The following is a 14,306-nucleotide window of genomic DNA, read 5'->3' as shown; positions in this document are numbered from 1 at the left end:
CTCAGCGCCTTCGGCGCTCAGCTCGCGAAGGGATTCTGCTTGGCCATCGCCGAGGTCGGCAGCCAGCGCAGGACCTTCATCGCCAGCCCCCAGGGGAAGCCGGGCACCGCGGCTTCCTGCACGCGCCGCTCGATCAGGTCGGCGATCAGGGCCGCGCCCTTCTCCACCGTCACCAGGAACGGCCGGCTGCGCATGCGCTGGTTGATCGGGGTGTCGATGTAGCCGGGGTAGAGCGTGGTCACCCGCACGCCGCTGCGGTGCAGCTCGCTGCGGGCGGCGTCGGCGTAGACCGCGATCGCCGCCTTGGAGGCACTGTAGGAGCCGGCGCCGGGCAGGCCGCGCGCCGCCGCCACCGAGGCGATGGCGACGATCTGCCCCTTTCGGCGCGGCCTAAACAGCGCGGCGGCGGCGTCAATGGTGGCCATCGCGCCCAGCACATTGGTCTGGATCAGCTTGGCATCGCGGGCAAAGCCGCCGCTGCCGATCAGCCCGCCGCCATCACCGATGCCGGCATTGGCGACGACGATGTCCAGGCCGCCCAGGGCCAGGTCGATGTCGTTGACCGCCGGCGCGACGGTTTCCAGCGCGCAGACATCCAGTTCCCGCAGCACCAGCTGGCATTGTGGATGGCGGCTGCCGATTTCCCGCGCCAGTTCTTGCAGGCTGTCGAGCCGGCGCGCGGCCAGGCCCAGATGGTGACCGCGGGCGGCGAATTCCAGGGCGAGCTGGCGGCCGATGCCGGAGCTGGCGCCGGTGATCAGGATGCGGGAGGGCATGGTCGTGGCAGTGGCTGCGGAACAGGGTCGGGCCGGCAGCTTAGCCGCAGCGGCGACCGGCAGGGATGCATTTACCTCGCGGCCGGCGCCCATCGGCGGGGCTGTTGCGGCAAGATCGGCAGGTCATCGGGGCCGGCCGAGGTCCGTTTAGGAGCGAGTGCGCATGAATGAAAAGCAATGGTTTGCCTGGCTCCTGGCGCTGACCGTCGCCGCGGGTGCGGCGGTCTATTACTTTCTGCTGCGTGAGCCCGAGCCGCTGCCGGTGGCGAGCGCGCCACCGGTCGAGTCGCCCGCGGCTGAGCCGGCTCCCGCGCCGGTCGCCACCGAGCCGCAGTACCCGCTGCCACCCGCCGCCGACGTGGAGGCCGAGGCGCCGCTGCCGGGGCTGGGCGACAGCGATGGCGAATTCATCGACGCCCTCAGCGCCCTCCTGGGTAGCGCCAACGCCCAGCGCCTGCTGGTGCCCGAGCATCTGATCCGCCGCCTGGTGGTGGCGGTGGACAATCTGCCGCGCGAGCGGGTCGGTCTGCGCGAATGGCCGGTCAAGCCCACGCCCGGCAGCCTGGTGGTGCAGGACGCGGGTGGCGACACCGTGCTCGCCGACGACAACGGCGCCCGCTACACCCTGGCGGTGACCGTGCTCAAGGCGGTGGAGGTCGATGCCCTGGTGCGGCTGTACCGCCACTATTACCCGCTGTTCCAGGCCGCCTACCGCGAGCAGGGCTATCCGCAGGGGCATTTCAACGACCGGCTGGTAGTAGTGATCGACCACCTGCTGGCCGCCCCGACTCCGGCCGCGCCGATCCGCCTGCAAAGGCCCAAGTATTTCTACGAATTTGCCGAACCCGCGCTGGAGGCGCTGTCCTTCGGGCAGAAGCTGATGATCCGCCTGGGGCCGGAGAATCGCGCGGTGGTCGAAGACTGGCTACGCGCGCTGCGCCGCCGGGTGACCGGAGCCGACGCCCCCTGAGACGCCGCCGGCGCGCCGGCCGGTCATGCCAGCGTCACCGGCTGGCACTAGTTATGAATGTCGTTTGCCTGTTTGCCGCCCTGGTACTGCTGAACCGCCATGATTGAGTCCCACTCGGACAAGGACGTCCTTCGCGATCCTCTCACCGCCATGCGCCGCCTGGGCGTGGTGTCTCCCGAGAAGTTGAATCAGGCCCTGGCCGTGGCGCTGGCGGCGCCGGCGGGCGATGCCCGTGGTATCGCGGTCATCGATCTGCTGGAGGCCGCCTATCGTCAGCCGGAGGGTCTGGCCACGCCGCTGCGGGTGCAGGCGCTCAAACAGTTGCAGAGCCAGCGGCCGAGCCTGGTGCAAGGACTGCGCGAGCGCCTGCGCAATCAGGTGGTGCTGCTGCAGCTCTACGCCGACGCGCTGGGCAGTTGGGACGAAACCGCGCTCGGCGAGGTGGCGGATGGTTTGCTGCAATGCCCGCCGAGCGCGCACCGGCGCCCCTGCGTACGCGCCCTGATGGTGCGTCTGCACCGTGCCGGCCGGCATCAGGAGTTGGCGGCCTTGCTGCCGCGGGTCGATCTGCTGGAGTACCTCGACCTCTGCAACAGCGAGTCCTACTGGCGCGGCGCCTTCGGCAAGGCGGTGCCGGCTCCGGGCGAGGTGCTGAAAGTGCTGGCCAACCGGATGAACTGGCTGTCCAGCGCCGAGGAGCGCCGCGCCGCGCTGGATTTCTGCCGGCAGTTGCCGCAGCGCTTGAGCGAGGCCGATCAGGCCGCCATCGCCGATACCGTGCGCAGTGTTTCCCTGCGCGTGGACGACCCGGACATCCGCAGCTTCCTCACCGCCCTCGGGGCCCGGCTGCCCAACAACCGCCGCTGGTAGCCGAGGCGGCGCGCTCAGCCGCCCGCGAGCTGGCGCCGGTACTCGCCCGGCGTCCGGCCGGTCCAGCGCTTGTAGGCGCGCTGAAAGGCGCTCTGCTCCGAATAGCCGAGCAGGAAGGCGAGGTCGGTGAGATCCAGCCCCGGCTCGGCGAGATAGCGCTCGGCCAGTTCGCGGCGCACCGCCTCCACCAGCTGGCTGTAGCTGAGCCCCTGTTCCTGCAACAGTCTTTGCAGACTGCGTGGCGAGAGCTGCAAGCGCGCGGCGACCCCTCCCAGTTCCGGCACCCCCTCGCTGAGCTGACGGGCGATCTGCGCCCGCGCCCGCGCCACCGGGTCGTCGGCCTGCGCCAGCTGCTGGAGCTGACGCTCGGCGAGGCGGTCCATCAGGGCGCGCATGGTCGGGTCGGGCTGGATCAGCGGCAGGCCCGCCCAGGTCGTGGGAATCAGCAGCCGGTACTCGCTCTGGTTGAAGCGCAGCGGGCAGCCGAACAGGCGGCGCTGCTCGCGGGTGTCGGCTGGCTCCGGGTAGATCAGGTCCAGACGCAGCGGCATCAGCGGCCGACCGGTGATCCAGCGTACGAAGCTGAGCAGGGCCGAGAGGTTGAACTCGGCCAACTGGCGGTAGCTGGCGTCCGGCACCGACTGCCAGCACAGCAGCAGGCCTTCGCCTTCCGGGCTCATGCGCATCGGCGGCAGGCTCAGCACCAGGGCCTGGTAGCGCTGCTGGCAGGCCAGGGCTTCGCCCAGGGTGTCGCAGGCCATCGCCACATAGCCGAGCACGCCGTAATGGCCGGGGCGGATCTGCTCGCCGACGTGCAGGCCCAGATCGGCGTCGCCAAGCAGGCTGGCGGCGCGATTGAACAAGGCGGCTGCTTCCGGCTCGGGGATGCGTGCTTCGCGGTCGTCGAAGTCGAGCCTTCGCCCATCCAGCACCGCCTCGGCCTCGAGGTTGTTGAGACGCAGGTAGTCGAACAGCGCGCGCAGGTAGCCGAGGGCGACGGTGGGAGCGATGGCGTCTGCGGTCATTCCGGTTGACGGCTGCGGTCAAGATGGCGCGCGCACGCTCCCCCAGAATGCCGCCAGCGTCAACTTGAGGAGGAGCCCCGAGATGCAATCGCTGCTGCAACCAGCCCTGGCCGCCGTGCAGGCCGTTGGCCTGGAGAAAATCTTTCTGCTGCTGCTGGCGCCGGTGTTCGCGCTCTGCATGGCCGCCGAAGCCTGGTACCTGGCGCGGCGCGGTCGGCAGACCTACTCGCTGGGGCAGGTCTCCACCAACATCCTGCTGGCGCTCAGCCACGCGGTGGCCGACGGTATTGCCTGGGCGCTGGTGATCGGCTTGTTCTACGGGCTCTACCGGCACCGGCTGTTCGAGATTCCGGCGACCTGGTGGTCGGCCGTGCTGCTCCTGGTCTTGCAGGACTTTCTCTACTACTGGTTCCACCGCGCCAGCCACCGGGTGCGCTGGATGTGGGCCAGCCACGTCACCCACCATTCCTCCGAGACCATGAACCTGGCCACCGCCCTGCGCCAGAGCCTGACCTATCCCTTGTCCGGCATGTGGGTGTTCTGGTTGCCGCTGGCCTGGCTGGGCTTCAAGCCGGAGACGGTGATCCTGGCGGTGGCGATCAGCCTGGGCTACCAGTTTTTCGTGCACACCGAGAGCCTGCGCAAGCTGCCGCGCTGGATCGAGGCGGTGTTCAACACGCCCTCGCACCACCGCGTGCACCATGCCCGCAACGCCCAGTACATCGACCGCAACTACGCCGGCGTGCTGATCGTCTGGGATCGCCTGTTCGGCACCTACGTGCCCGAGGTCGAGGCACCGGAGTACGGCATCGTCCGCCAGATTCGCAGCAGCAACCCGCTGGTGATGATGTTTCACGAGTGGCGGGACATGTTCCGCGACGCCGCCCGTCCCGGCCCGCTCTGGCAGCGCCTGAAACACCTCTGGGCGCCACCGGAGTGGGTGAGGCCGGGCGCTTAGCGAAGGCCAGTGGCCTTCGCTGCCCGGCCGAACGCCCGGCCATGGATGACCGGGCAGGGGATAGATCGGAGTATGCAGTCGCGCCAGGGATGGCGAGGAGAGGCTGCCTACGGAGTGCGGGCGCTTAGCGAAGGCTAGCCAGTCCCCACACCGCTGGCCGTTGACGCCCCTTCCCCCGCCTGCGGGGGAAGGTCGGGATGGGGGCGTTTCGCTCGTGAGTGCTGACCAGGCGAGGACGCGGCAACCGCCCCCACCCCAGCCCTCCCCCGCAAGCGGGGGAGGGGGCTAAAGCAAACAGCCCTTAGCCCAAAAACCAGCCCACCTCTGGTCTGATACAGCCCCACCCCCAAGCTGGCATACCACCCGGTAGGTCGCGCATCATGCGCCACCCAAATTTCCCTACCGCCCCACGAGGTACTCATGGCCCTGCCCGCCGCGCTTAAGAACAAGCTCCGCCTGCCCGTCATCGGTTCACCGCTGTTCATCGTCAGCAATCCCGATCTGGTCATCGCCCAGTGCAAGGCGGGCATCGTCGGCAGCTTTCCGGCGCTCAATGCGCGGCCGGCGGCGCAGTTGGAGGAATGGCTGATCCGCATCACCAGCGAGCTGGCCGAGCACGACGCCAAGCACCCGGAAGCGCCCAGCGCGCCGTTCGCCATCAACCAGATCGTGCACAAGTCCAACGACCGGCTGATGCACGATCTGGAGCTGACCGTGAAGTACAAGGTGCCGGTGGTGATCACCTCGCTGGGCGCGCGCGAGGATGTCAACGCCGCCGTGCACGGCTACGGCGGCATCGTTTTCCACGACATCATCAACAACAAGTTCGCCAAGAAGGCGGTGGAGAAGGGCGCCGACGGCCTGATTGCGGTCGCCGCCGGCGCCGGCGGCCATGCCGGCACCACCTCGCCGTTCGCGCTGATCCAGGAGATCCGCGAGTGGTTCCAGGGGCCGCTGGCGCTGTCCGGCAGCATCGCCACCGGTGACGCCATCCTCGCCGCGCAGGCGATGGGCGCCGATCTCGCCTACATCGGCTCGGCCTTCATCGCCACCGAGGAAGCGCGCGCCAGCGCCGCCTACAAGCAGGCCATCGTCGACGCCAGCTCGGCCGACATCCTCTACACGCCCTCGTTCACCGGCGTGCCCGGCAACTATCTGATCCCCTCCATCATCGCCGCCGGTTTGGACCCCGCGAATCTGCCCGGCTCCGACCCCAGCAAGATGGACTTCGGCGCCGCCAGCGGCGACGCCAAGGCCTGGAAAGACATCTGGGGCTGCGGCCAGGGCGTCGGTGCGGTGCGCGAGGTGCTGCCGGCGGCGCAGTTGGTGCAGCGGCTGGCGCGGGAATACGCCGCCGCACGCGCCCGCCTGCTGGCGGTCTGAGGTTTAGGCGTCCGGCTCGGACGGGTCCAGCCGCAGGCTGTCGAGCTTGCGGCGCATTGCCTCGGACTCGGCGGCATCCTGCTGCTTCTGCGCCTTGCTGCGACCGAAGCGCACGCGGTTTTCCGCCGCCTGTTTCTCGGCGGTGACGCGGGCCTTGGCCTTGCGCGCCTTGTTGAGGTTGATGATCTCGGCCACGGGCAGCTCAACTCGATTGCGGATTGCGAGGTGCGCAGTGTTTCAGCTGGCTGGAGCTACCGCCAGCGCCCGCGGGATGCGCCAGGCCTAGCGGCCGGCGGTGTGCAGCGGCACTCCGCAGGCGGAGGCCAGACGGTAGCGGGCGAGGTTCAGCTGCTGGCTGGCCTCGGCGAGATCCTGGTGGTTGAGCGAGTCGCCGGCGGCAAAGGGCGCCATGGCCATGCGCAGGCCGAATTCCAGGCGGCGGATGTACTCCAGCTCGTCGGCACCCATGCTGTCCATGCGCGCATCCACCCGGGCGGCGCAGGCGCTCATCAGGCGGTCGTCCACGCCGCCGGCAGGCATGGCAAGAGTCAGGCTGCTGGCCAGCCAGAGTGCGGCAAAGCTGAATAGGCGCAGGCTGGGCATCGGAGGCTCGGTCTCGGGGCTGGGGAAGGCCACCCCGTTTTAAATGCAAGAACTGATTCAGGGCTGAACAAGCAGTCAGGAAGCGGTTCTGGCGTCGCCGCAGAGCATAACCTGAAGCCCGGTTCGGCCGGCCCGGCTATTCCGCCAATGGTTCCAGGTGGATGTTGATCGAGGCCTCGCCCAGTTCGACCAGCAGGGCCTCCTCGATGCGGTCGCAGTGCGCGTGCGCCTCGGCGACCGACCAACGGCTGGGCACCTGCAGGGTGAAGTCGATGAAGGTCAGGCGCCCGGCCTGGCGGGTGCGCAGGCCCAGCACCACCGCGTCGGCGCCTTTTTCGGCGTCGATCAGGGCGACCAGCCGCTCCAGCTCCGAGGCCGGCATGGCGGCGTCCATCAGGCCGCCCAGGCTGTCGCGCATCAGGGTCCAGCCGGTCCAGAGGATGTGCAGGGCCACCACGCCGGCCAGCGTGGAGTCCAGCCAGGACCAGCCCGTGAGTGCCACCACCGCCACGCCCAGCAGCACGCCGGCGGAGGTGTAGACATCGCTCATCAGGTGGTGGCCGTCGGCCTCCAACGCCGGCGAGCGCGCGGTGCGGCCGCGGCGGATCAGCAGCAGGCCCCAGCCCAGGTTCAGCGCGGTGGCCAGGCCGCTGACCATCAGGCCCAGCAGCGGCGCATCCAGTGGCTGCGGGTGTAGCAGGCCGTAGGCCGCTTCGCGCAGGATCGCCAGCGCCGCCACCAGAATCAGCACGCCCTCGACCACCGCGGAAAAATATTCCGCCTTGCTGTGGCCATAGGGATGGCCGGCATCGGCCGGCTGGGCGCTGACCCGGATCGCCGCATAGGCGGCGACCGAGGTGACGACATTGATGATGCTCTCCAGCGCGTCCGAGTACAGCGCGACGCTGCCGGTGAGCTTCCAGGCGGCGAATTTCAGCGCCAGCACCACCAGGCCGAGCAGGATGCTGCCCGCGGCCAGCGACTGCAGCCGGGTGTTGGGCGGGGTGCCGGCGGTACGGACAGTCATGCGTAAGGTCAGGGGCAGCGCGAGTCGGGCCGCCAGTGTAGTGGGCGGCCTGGCGCAGATCGAATCCGCCGCGTTGCCGGCGGCGGATTGACCGGCATCAATGTCGGCTTGGCGGCGGGCTGTTTCACTGGCGGCATCGGTCGCAATGCCGACCCGCTTAAGGAGTCTTTAGATGAAAGCCAATGTCGGAACCCTGGATCGCGGCCTGCGTGGCGCCGTCGGTGTGGCGCTGATCGTTTGGGCGCTGCTCGGCGGTCCGGTCTGGGCCTGGATCGGCCTGGTGCCGCTGGCGACCGCCATCCTGCGCGTCTGCCCGGCCTACAGCCTGCTGGGCTTGAGCAGCTGCCCGCTGGAAAAGCGCTGAGCCCCCGACGCCGGCGCCTACAGGCCGGCGAGAAAGGCCTCGATCAGCGGCGTCACCTGCTCGGGGTGGGTGAGGTTGCTGGCATGGCCGGCGCCGGCGATCACCTTAAGCTGCGCCTGCGGTAGCGCCTGCGCCATCTCCTGGGCATGCGCCAGCGGGATGGCGGCATCGGCGTCGCCGTGGATCACCAGCGCCGGCACCGTGATGCGTCCCAGCTCGCCACTGATGTCGTCGCGGCTGGCCAGGGTGTGGAAGATCTGCGCCAGATTGGCCGGGCGCTGCGCCTTCCATTTGTCCTTCCAGGCCGCCGCGCGGGCATAGCCGGCGCCGAGGATGATGTGCTCGATGGTGGTCGCCATCTCCTCGCTCAGACCCTGCGCTACCCAGGCCGCGATCAGCTGCTGATACATCGGCAGCGTCTCCGCCGCCTCTGGCCGCGCCTGGGTGTCGATCAGGATCAGCGCCCGCACCCGCTGCGGATAACGCAGCGCCGCGCGCAGCGACAGATAGCCGCCCTGCGACATGCCGGCGAACACCGCCTGCGCCACCCCGAGATGATCGAGCAGGCCGATCAGGTCGGCCGCCGAGTCGTAATAGCTGAACGGCGCGCCGGCATCGTTGGTGAGGCCGTGGCCTCGCTCGTCCCAGGCGATCACCCGGTAGCGGTCGCGCAGCGCCTTGATCTGTGGCGCGAACATCGCGTGATCCATCAATAGGCCGTGCGAGAACACCACGGCGGGGCCGTCGCCGCCGGTGTCGAGGTAATGCAACTGCTGACCATTGATGGCGGCGTAGGGCATGGCGCGACTCCTCGGGCACGGGTTTTTGTAGTGGCGCCAAGGTAGTCCCGCCGGGCGGCACTCACAAGCACTAGCATCAAAGATGTCCGTCGCCGCCTGGAGCATCCGCGATGTCCACGATCCGGCCCTGTCCGCTGCCCGATGACGCCTTGCTGCGCCGCTACGCCGGCGAGGGTGGCTATGCCGACTGCTATGCCGTCGAGTTCGAGGGCACCGTCTCGCTGCCGCAGTACCTGCTGGCCTTCTACACCGGCCGCCTGTTCCGGCTGGAGCGGGCGATTCTGCGCCTGGTGGTGGGCAAGCCATCGAGCGACGCCCAGGTACTGCAGCTCGCCGCCGGCGCCATCAACACCTTCGCCGCCTGGACGGTCGAGGCGCGCGACGACCAGCAATTGCTGCTGAGCGACTACCGCGGCCGCACCCGCTCCTGGCTGATGGCGGTGCCGGTGGCTGGTGCGCCAGCAACGCGCACCCGGCTGTACTTCGGCTCGGCGGTGGTGCCGCTGCGCGCCGCCGACGGCGTGTCGCGCATGGGTTGGCTGTTCCGCGCCCTGCTTGGTTTCCACCGGCTCTACTCGCGGCTATTGCTGCGCGGCGCCCTGGCGCGCCTGCACCGGCCGGCGTTGATCTAGGGCGTGCGCTGCGCCTGCCGCAGGCGGTCGCGGTCGGCTTGGTAGTCGCGCACATAGGTGCCGAACACGCGGTCCCAGATCGGCAGAAAGCCGCCGAAGTTGCCGCGCACGCGCGCGTGGTGAAAGTCGTGGTGCAGGGCGCCGTCGGAGAGCGGCAGGAAGCGCGTCGGCGAAAACGGCAGGTCGTAGCCGCAATGGCCCTCGGCGGCCTCCCACTGGCGGATCACCACCCAGAGATAGACGACGAACACATGGGCGCCGACCAGCACCGGGCCGAGCGTGGCGATCAGGCCGGTGGCGACGTACTCGAAGGGGTGCATGTTGTGGCCGGTGATCGCCCAGGGCGTGTGCACGCGGTGATGCACGCCGTGCACGCGCTTGAACCACCAGGGGCGGTGCATGGTCCGGTGAAAAGCGTAGTAGATGGCGTCGTCGAGGTAGACGAAGAACAGCAGTTGCAGCGCCACCAGCCACCAGGCCGGCAGCGGCCCGGTGTGTACGCCGGTCAGCCGCACCAGCGGCCACACCAGCACCACGGTGGCGAGCATCCACAGGTTGTTGCGCAGCCAGGCCCAGACCGAGGGCCAGAACAGCCCCGGCTTCTCGCGGCGGTTCTGGATGCGGTAGCGCCGTAGCCAGGCGACATCCTTTTGCGCCGCCCAGGTCATCGGCAGTGCAAAGGCCATGAAGGCGATCATGCCGATCACGATGGTGGCGATCGGAAACAACCAGAACAGCGGTTCGCGATAGAGCGCGAGCAGGGCGGCGACGGTATCCATGCCCGGATGCTAGGGGCGGAGCGCTATGACGTTCCAGCGCTGCCGCGTCAGTCCTCGACGGTGCGTAGCGCGCTGGCCAGGCGGTGAAAGGCCTTGTGCAGCGGTTCGCGCAGCGGCACCGGCGCGCCGATCTCCTCCAGCGCGGTGTCCATGCACAGCATCCACTGATCGCGCTCGGCGCTGCCGATCTCGTAGGGCTCGTGGGCATGGCCCAGACACATCGGCCCGAAGCGCTCGACGTAAACCAGCGGCCCGCCCAGCCAGCCACTGAGGTAGGCCGCCAGCTTGGCCTTGATGAGATCCAGCGAGGCGCCGTGCATGCGGCGGATGTCCTGCGCTTCCGGCAGGCGGTCCATGGCGTTGTAGAACGCCGTCGCCAACGCCTGCACGCCGGCCTCGCCGCCCAGGGCTTCGTAGGGACTGAGTTGGTTCTGCATCGCGAGTCTGGCGCCGGCCGGTGGCTGGGATCAGCGCGCAGTCTGGGCCGCCGTTTGCGGCGCGATATTGATCCGCGTCAGTTTGCGAAAGCCCTCGTTGCCTAGGCAGGTCTGGATCGCCCCGCGCCTGTAGGGCGCTCAGCGATCCAGCAGCCCGTTTGTGCGGGCTTTAGACGCCCAGCAGCTCCACCTCGAACAGCAGCGTCGCGTTGGGCGGAATCACGCCACCGGCGCCGCGCGCGCCGTAGCCCAGCGCGGCGGGGATGATCAGGCGGCGGGTGCCACCCACCTTTATGCCCTGCACGCCCTCGTCCCAGCCGCGGATCACCTGGCCGGCGCCGAGCGCGAACGAGAACGGCTGGCCGCGATCCTTGCTGCTGTCGAACTTGCCGCCCTGCTTGCCATCGTTGTACAGCCAGCCGGTGTAGTGCACCCGCACCTGCTGGCCGGCCTTGGCTTCGGCGCCGGAGCCGACGGTGGTGTCTTCGTACTGCAGGCCGGAGGCGGTGGTCACGGTCATGGCGGTCTCGGTTCTCATGGATGCGATGGGGCGGGCAGGGTAGCGAGCCGGCCCCGGGCTCCACAAGCGGCGCGCCGTTCTCCCTTTGGCGGCTCGCGCGGGCACACTGGGCATCCGCGCCCCTCGCCGCTGCCCAGACCGAGCCCCGCCATGGCCCTCCAGCTCTACGCCCATCCGTTCTCGTCCTACTGCCAGAAGGTGCTGATCGCCCTCTACGAAAACGGCCTCGCCTTCGATTATCAGACCCTCGGCGCGCCCGACTCGCCGGCCAATCTCGAACTCGCCCGGCGCTGGCCGATCAAGCGCTTCCCGCTGCTGGTGGATGGCGAGGCTTCGGTGATGGAGGCCTCGATCATCATCGAGCACCTTGATGTGAACTACCCCGGCCGCACCCGCTGGCTGCCCGCCGACCCCGCCACTGCCTTGCAGGTGCGCTTTCTCGACCGCTTCTTCGACAACTACGTGCAGAGCCATCAGCAAAAGGTGGTCTTCGACGCCCTGCGCCCGGCCGAGCAGCGCGATGCGCGCGGCGTGGCCGATGCGCTGGCCGCGCTGGAAACCAGCTACGCCTGGCTGGAGCAATACCTGCCCGGCCGAACCTGGGCCGTCGGCGACGCCCCCAGCCTGGCCGACTGCTCGGCCGCCCCGGCGCTGTTCTATGCCGACTGGACGCAGCGCATCGACGGCACGCGCTACCCGAACCTCACCGCCTACCGCGAACGGCTCAAGGCCTGGGCGCCGTTTGCGCGGGCGGTGGAGGAGGCCCGGCCGTTCCGGCCGTACTTTCCGTTGGGGACACCGGAGCGGGATTGAGTTTGCGCTGCGAGGCCCTGCCTCCCCTTCGAGCAGTTATGTGGCCCCGATGCAATCCGGGTTTTGCCCTGACCGCAGAAACAACCCGGATTTCACCCAGGCTACGCTGGCTGGCTTCGAGAGCTACCAACGTGTGCCGGCGCCTCGCGGCTACTGTAGATACTTGACGAACCAGCGGACCATGAAGCGTGGCGTGAAACGTACTGAAAGCGCGCTCAACCAGTTCTTCATGCCGGCGATGTTGACCGCTTTGTTCTTGTCCAGGCCCTGGATGCCAATTGCGGCCACTTTCCTCGATGACATGGTTCCGAGCCGAAAGAGCAGGGAATCTTTCATGTCCGCCACCTGCGCGAATTCGGTCGCGGTGGCGCCCGGGCATAAGCAGCTCACCCGCACACCGGTGCCGCGACACTCTTCATGCAGGGCTTCCGAGAACATCAGCACATAGGCCTTGCTGGCGTAGTAAACAGCCATGTGCGGTCCCGGTTGGAAGCCCGCGGTCGAACCCACATTCAGGATGCCGCCCTGCCCGCGGCTGATCATGCCGGGCAGCAACAGGCGGCTCAGTTCCGTGAGCGCGGTGCAATTCAGATTGAGCATCTCGGTCTGCCGTTGGCAGTCCAGGTCCACCACGTTCCCGCGCAAGCCGAAGCCTGCGTTATTGACCAGAACATCGATCTGCAGGCCCGATGCGCTCAACTGGTCCGTCAGCGCGATGGCCGCACCCGGTAGCGACAGGTCCTGGCTCAGCACCGTGACCTTGATGCCGTGACCGTTCCGAAGTTCCTGCGCGAGCTGTTCAAGTTTGTCCCGGCGCCGGGCCACGAGGACCAGATTGTTTTTCCGGCCCGCATAGAGGTGGGCGAAATCGACACCCAACCCTGCCGATGCGCCGGTGATCAAGACGGTCTGTGTGCTCATTCGTCCTCCTCCCTCAATGTGTCATGAATCTCGAGCCGAAAAGAAGAAAGAGCCATCGATCGACGGCCCTTTCGCTTGCTGCTGTCTTCGCGAGACCCTACGTGTCCCTACGGTGTGACTCACAATCAATCCCAGCTCAAAGCCCCACCCGTCTGGTACTCAGTAACCCGAGTCTCAAAGAAGTTCTTCTCCTTCTTGAGATCGATCACCTCGCTCATCCACGGGAAGGGGTTTTCGGTGGCGCCGGGGTAGAGGGCCTTGAGGCCGATCTGGGCGCAGCGGCGGTTGGCGATGAACTTCATGTAGTCGTTGAACATGCTGGCGTTCAGGCCCAGCACGCCGCGCGGCATGGTGTCGTGCGCGTACTTGATCTCCAGCTCGGTCGCCTCCTTGATCATCTCCAGCACTTCCTGCTGGAACTCGGCGCTCCACAGGTGCGGGTTTTCGACCTTGATCTGGTTGATGACGTCGATGCCGAAGTTCATGTGCATGGCTTCGTCACGCATGATGTACTGGATCTGCTCGCTCACGCCGATCATCTTGTTGCGGCGGCCAAAGCTGAGCAGTTGCACGAAGCCGACGTAGAAGAAGATGCCTTCAAACACCACGTAGAAGGCGATCATGTCGCGCAGGAAGCGGCGGTCGGTTTCCGGTGTGCCGGTGTGGAAGTCGGGGTCGGCCAGGCTCTGGGTGAAGGGCAGGCTCCAGGCCGCCTTGTCGTGGATCGACGGGATCTCCCGATACATGTTGAACACTTCGGCCTCGTCCAGGCCCAGGCTCTCGATGCAGTACTGATAAGCGTGGGTGTGGATGGCCTCCTCGAAGGCCTGGCGCAGCAGGTACTGGCGGCACTCGGGGTTGGTCAGGTGCTTGTAGACGGCGAGCACGAGGTTGTTGGCCACCAGCGAGTCGGCGGTGGAGAAGAAGCCCAGGCTGCGCTTGATGATGGTGCGCTCGTCCTCGGTGAGGCCGTGCGGGTCCTGCCAGAGGGCGATGTCGGCCGTCATCTGGATTTCCTGCGGCATCCAGTGGTTGTTGCAGGCGGCGAGGTACTTCTCCCAGGCCCACTTGTACTTGAAGGGCACCAGCTGGTTGAGGTCGGCGCGGCAGTTGATGATCTTCTTCTCGTCCACGCGGATGCGTGCGGCGCCCATCTTGATCTCTTCGAGACCGGTGGCGCCGCCTTCGGCGAACAGTCCGTCCTGCTTGGGCGAGGCCGCCGGAGCGGCGCTCATCACCACCGCCGGATGCGGGGTGTAGCCGCCGGTGGTGGCGGGCTTGGCGGCGGTGGGAGCCGGGGTGGTGGGTTCGTCGTCCCAGTTCAGCATGGTGTTGGTCCTCTCAGCTACTTGTTCGTTGTCGTCCGCGCCGGGGGGGCGGGCTTGCAGGTGTCTCTAGGTGCAACGACCCGCGCGGGGCGGGTCGTTG

18 protein-coding genes are annotated in these 14,306 nt (G+C 68.0%); 7 read left to right on the top strand and 11 right to left on the bottom strand.

Annotated elements, in window-relative coordinates:
- Nucleotides 1-17: 17 nt before the first annotated feature.
- The gene (locus tag AC3WT6_RS15710) at nt 18-776 is read right to left on the bottom strand and encodes an SDR family NAD(P)-dependent oxidoreductase (protein WP_492654548.1); all 759 of its coding nucleotides are present in this window, start codon (nt 774-776) and stop codon (nt 18-20) included.
- Between the two features lie 163 nt (nt 777-939).
- Between AC3WT6_RS15710 and AC3WT6_RS15705 the strand changes: the two genes are divergently transcribed.
- Entirely contained in the window at nt 940-1,746 is an 807-nt protein-coding gene (locus AC3WT6_RS15705; protein ID WP_492654547.1) for a DUF3014 domain-containing protein, read from the top strand.
- 99 nt (nt 1,747-1,845) lie between these two features.
- Nucleotides 1,846-2,616 (top strand): hypothetical protein, encoded by a 771-nt coding sequence (locus AC3WT6_RS15700; protein WP_492654546.1) that lies wholly within the window; start codon nt 1,846-1,848, stop codon nt 2,614-2,616.
- Between the two features lie 14 nt (nt 2,617-2,630).
- Here the strand turns inward: AC3WT6_RS15700 and AC3WT6_RS15695 are convergent, their stop codons facing one another.
- Nucleotides 2,631-3,641 carry an AraC family transcriptional regulator gene (locus AC3WT6_RS15695; RefSeq protein WP_492654545.1) on the bottom strand — a complete coding sequence of 337 codons (1,011 nt, stop codon included), beginning with the start codon at nt 3,639-3,641 and terminating at the stop codon, nt 2,631-2,633.
- An 82-nt stretch (nt 3,642-3,723) separates the two neighbouring features.
- Between AC3WT6_RS15695 and AC3WT6_RS15690 the strand changes: the two genes are divergently transcribed.
- Both AC3WT6_RS15690 and AC3WT6_RS15685 read left to right on the top strand, forming a co-directional pair.
- Entirely contained in the window at nt 3,724-4,599 is an 876-nt protein-coding gene (locus tag AC3WT6_RS15690) for a sterol desaturase family protein (RefSeq protein ID WP_492654544.1), read from the top strand.
- A 420-nt stretch (nt 4,600-5,019) separates the two neighbouring features.
- Entirely contained in the window at nt 5,020-5,982 is a 963-nt protein-coding gene (locus tag AC3WT6_RS15685; RefSeq protein ID WP_492654543.1) for an NAD(P)H-dependent flavin oxidoreductase, read from the top strand.
- Nucleotides 5,983-5,985: 3 nt separating this feature from the next.
- On the opposite strand, the gene AC3WT6_RS15680 is transcribed toward AC3WT6_RS15685, so the two are convergent.
- From AC3WT6_RS15680 to AC3WT6_RS15670, 3 genes are all read right to left on the bottom strand, one after another.
- The gene (locus tag AC3WT6_RS15680; RefSeq protein WP_492654542.1) at nt 5,986-6,177 is read right to left on the bottom strand and encodes a DUF4169 family protein; all 192 of its coding nucleotides are present in this window, start codon (nt 6,175-6,177) and stop codon (nt 5,986-5,988) included.
- A gap of 87 nt (nt 6,178-6,264) precedes the next feature.
- Nucleotides 6,265-6,585, bottom strand: a complete 321-nt coding sequence (locus AC3WT6_RS15675) for a hypothetical protein (RefSeq protein WP_492654541.1) — start codon at nt 6,583-6,585, stop codon at nt 6,265-6,267.
- Between the two features lie 136 nt (nt 6,586-6,721).
- Nucleotides 6,722-7,612 (bottom strand): cation diffusion facilitator family transporter, encoded by an 891-nt coding sequence (locus AC3WT6_RS15670; RefSeq protein WP_492654540.1) that lies wholly within the window; start codon nt 7,610-7,612, stop codon nt 6,722-6,724.
- Nucleotides 7,613-7,784: 172 nt separating this feature from the next.
- Here AC3WT6_RS15670 and AC3WT6_RS15665 point away from each other — a divergent pair, with 172 nt between their 5' ends.
- A complete protein-coding gene (locus tag AC3WT6_RS15665) occupies nt 7,785-7,976 on the top strand; it encodes a YgaP family membrane protein (protein WP_492654539.1) in 192 nt (63 codons plus the stop codon).
- 17 nt (nt 7,977-7,993) lie between these two features.
- Here AC3WT6_RS15665 and AC3WT6_RS15660 read toward each other — a convergent pair whose 3' ends face one another.
- Nucleotides 7,994-8,776 carry an alpha/beta fold hydrolase gene (locus AC3WT6_RS15660; RefSeq protein ID WP_492654538.1) on the bottom strand — a complete coding sequence of 261 codons (783 nt, stop codon included), beginning with the start codon at nt 8,774-8,776 and terminating at the stop codon, nt 7,994-7,996.
- Between the two features lie 110 nt (nt 8,777-8,886).
- Here AC3WT6_RS15660 and AC3WT6_RS15655 point away from each other — a divergent pair, with 110 nt between their 5' ends.
- Nucleotides 8,887-9,408: a hypothetical protein gene (locus tag AC3WT6_RS15655; RefSeq protein WP_492654537.1), complete on the top strand. Its 522-nt coding sequence runs from the start codon at nt 8,887-8,889 to the stop codon at nt 9,406-9,408.
- Here AC3WT6_RS15655 and AC3WT6_RS15650 read toward each other — a convergent pair.
- From AC3WT6_RS15650 to AC3WT6_RS15640, 3 genes are all read right to left on the bottom strand, one after another.
- Nucleotides 9,405-10,187, bottom strand: a complete 783-nt coding sequence (locus AC3WT6_RS15650) for a sterol desaturase family protein (protein ID WP_492654536.1) — start codon at nt 10,185-10,187, stop codon at nt 9,405-9,407. The genes AC3WT6_RS15655 and AC3WT6_RS15650 overlap by 4 nt on opposite strands.
- A 47-nt stretch (nt 10,188-10,234) precedes the next feature.
- The gene (locus tag AC3WT6_RS15645; RefSeq protein WP_492654535.1) at nt 10,235-10,624 is read right to left on the bottom strand and encodes a group II truncated hemoglobin; all 390 of its coding nucleotides are present in this window, start codon (nt 10,622-10,624) and stop codon (nt 10,235-10,237) included.
- A gap of 169 nt (nt 10,625-10,793) precedes the next feature.
- Nucleotides 10,794-11,144 carry an FKBP-type peptidyl-prolyl cis-trans isomerase gene (locus AC3WT6_RS15640; protein WP_492654534.1) on the bottom strand — a complete coding sequence of 117 codons (351 nt, stop codon included), beginning with the start codon at nt 11,142-11,144 and terminating at the stop codon, nt 10,794-10,796.
- Between the two features lie 150 nt (nt 11,145-11,294).
- Between AC3WT6_RS15640 and AC3WT6_RS15635 the strand changes: the two genes are divergently transcribed.
- Nucleotides 11,295-11,957: a glutathione S-transferase family protein gene (locus AC3WT6_RS15635; RefSeq protein ID WP_492654533.1), complete on the top strand. Its 663-nt coding sequence runs from the start codon at nt 11,295-11,297 to the stop codon at nt 11,955-11,957.
- 150 nt (nt 11,958-12,107) lie between these two features.
- On the opposite strand, the gene AC3WT6_RS15630 is transcribed toward AC3WT6_RS15635, so the two are convergent.
- The gene (locus AC3WT6_RS15630; RefSeq protein ID WP_492654532.1) at nt 12,108-12,878 is read right to left on the bottom strand and encodes an SDR family NAD(P)-dependent oxidoreductase; all 771 of its coding nucleotides are present in this window, start codon (nt 12,876-12,878) and stop codon (nt 12,108-12,110) included.
- A 125-nt stretch (nt 12,879-13,003) separates the two neighbouring features.
- Complete coding sequence (locus AC3WT6_RS15625) at nt 13,004-14,206, bottom strand: ribonucleotide-diphosphate reductase subunit beta (RefSeq protein ID WP_492654531.1); 1,203 nt, start codon at nt 14,204-14,206, stop codon at nt 13,004-13,006.
- Nucleotides 14,207-14,306: the final 100 nt, after the last annotated feature.

It is taken from the genome of Stagnimonas sp. FW305-C-60 (assembly GCF_058782965.1).
This window is presented reverse-complemented; position numbering and strand designations above follow the sequence as displayed.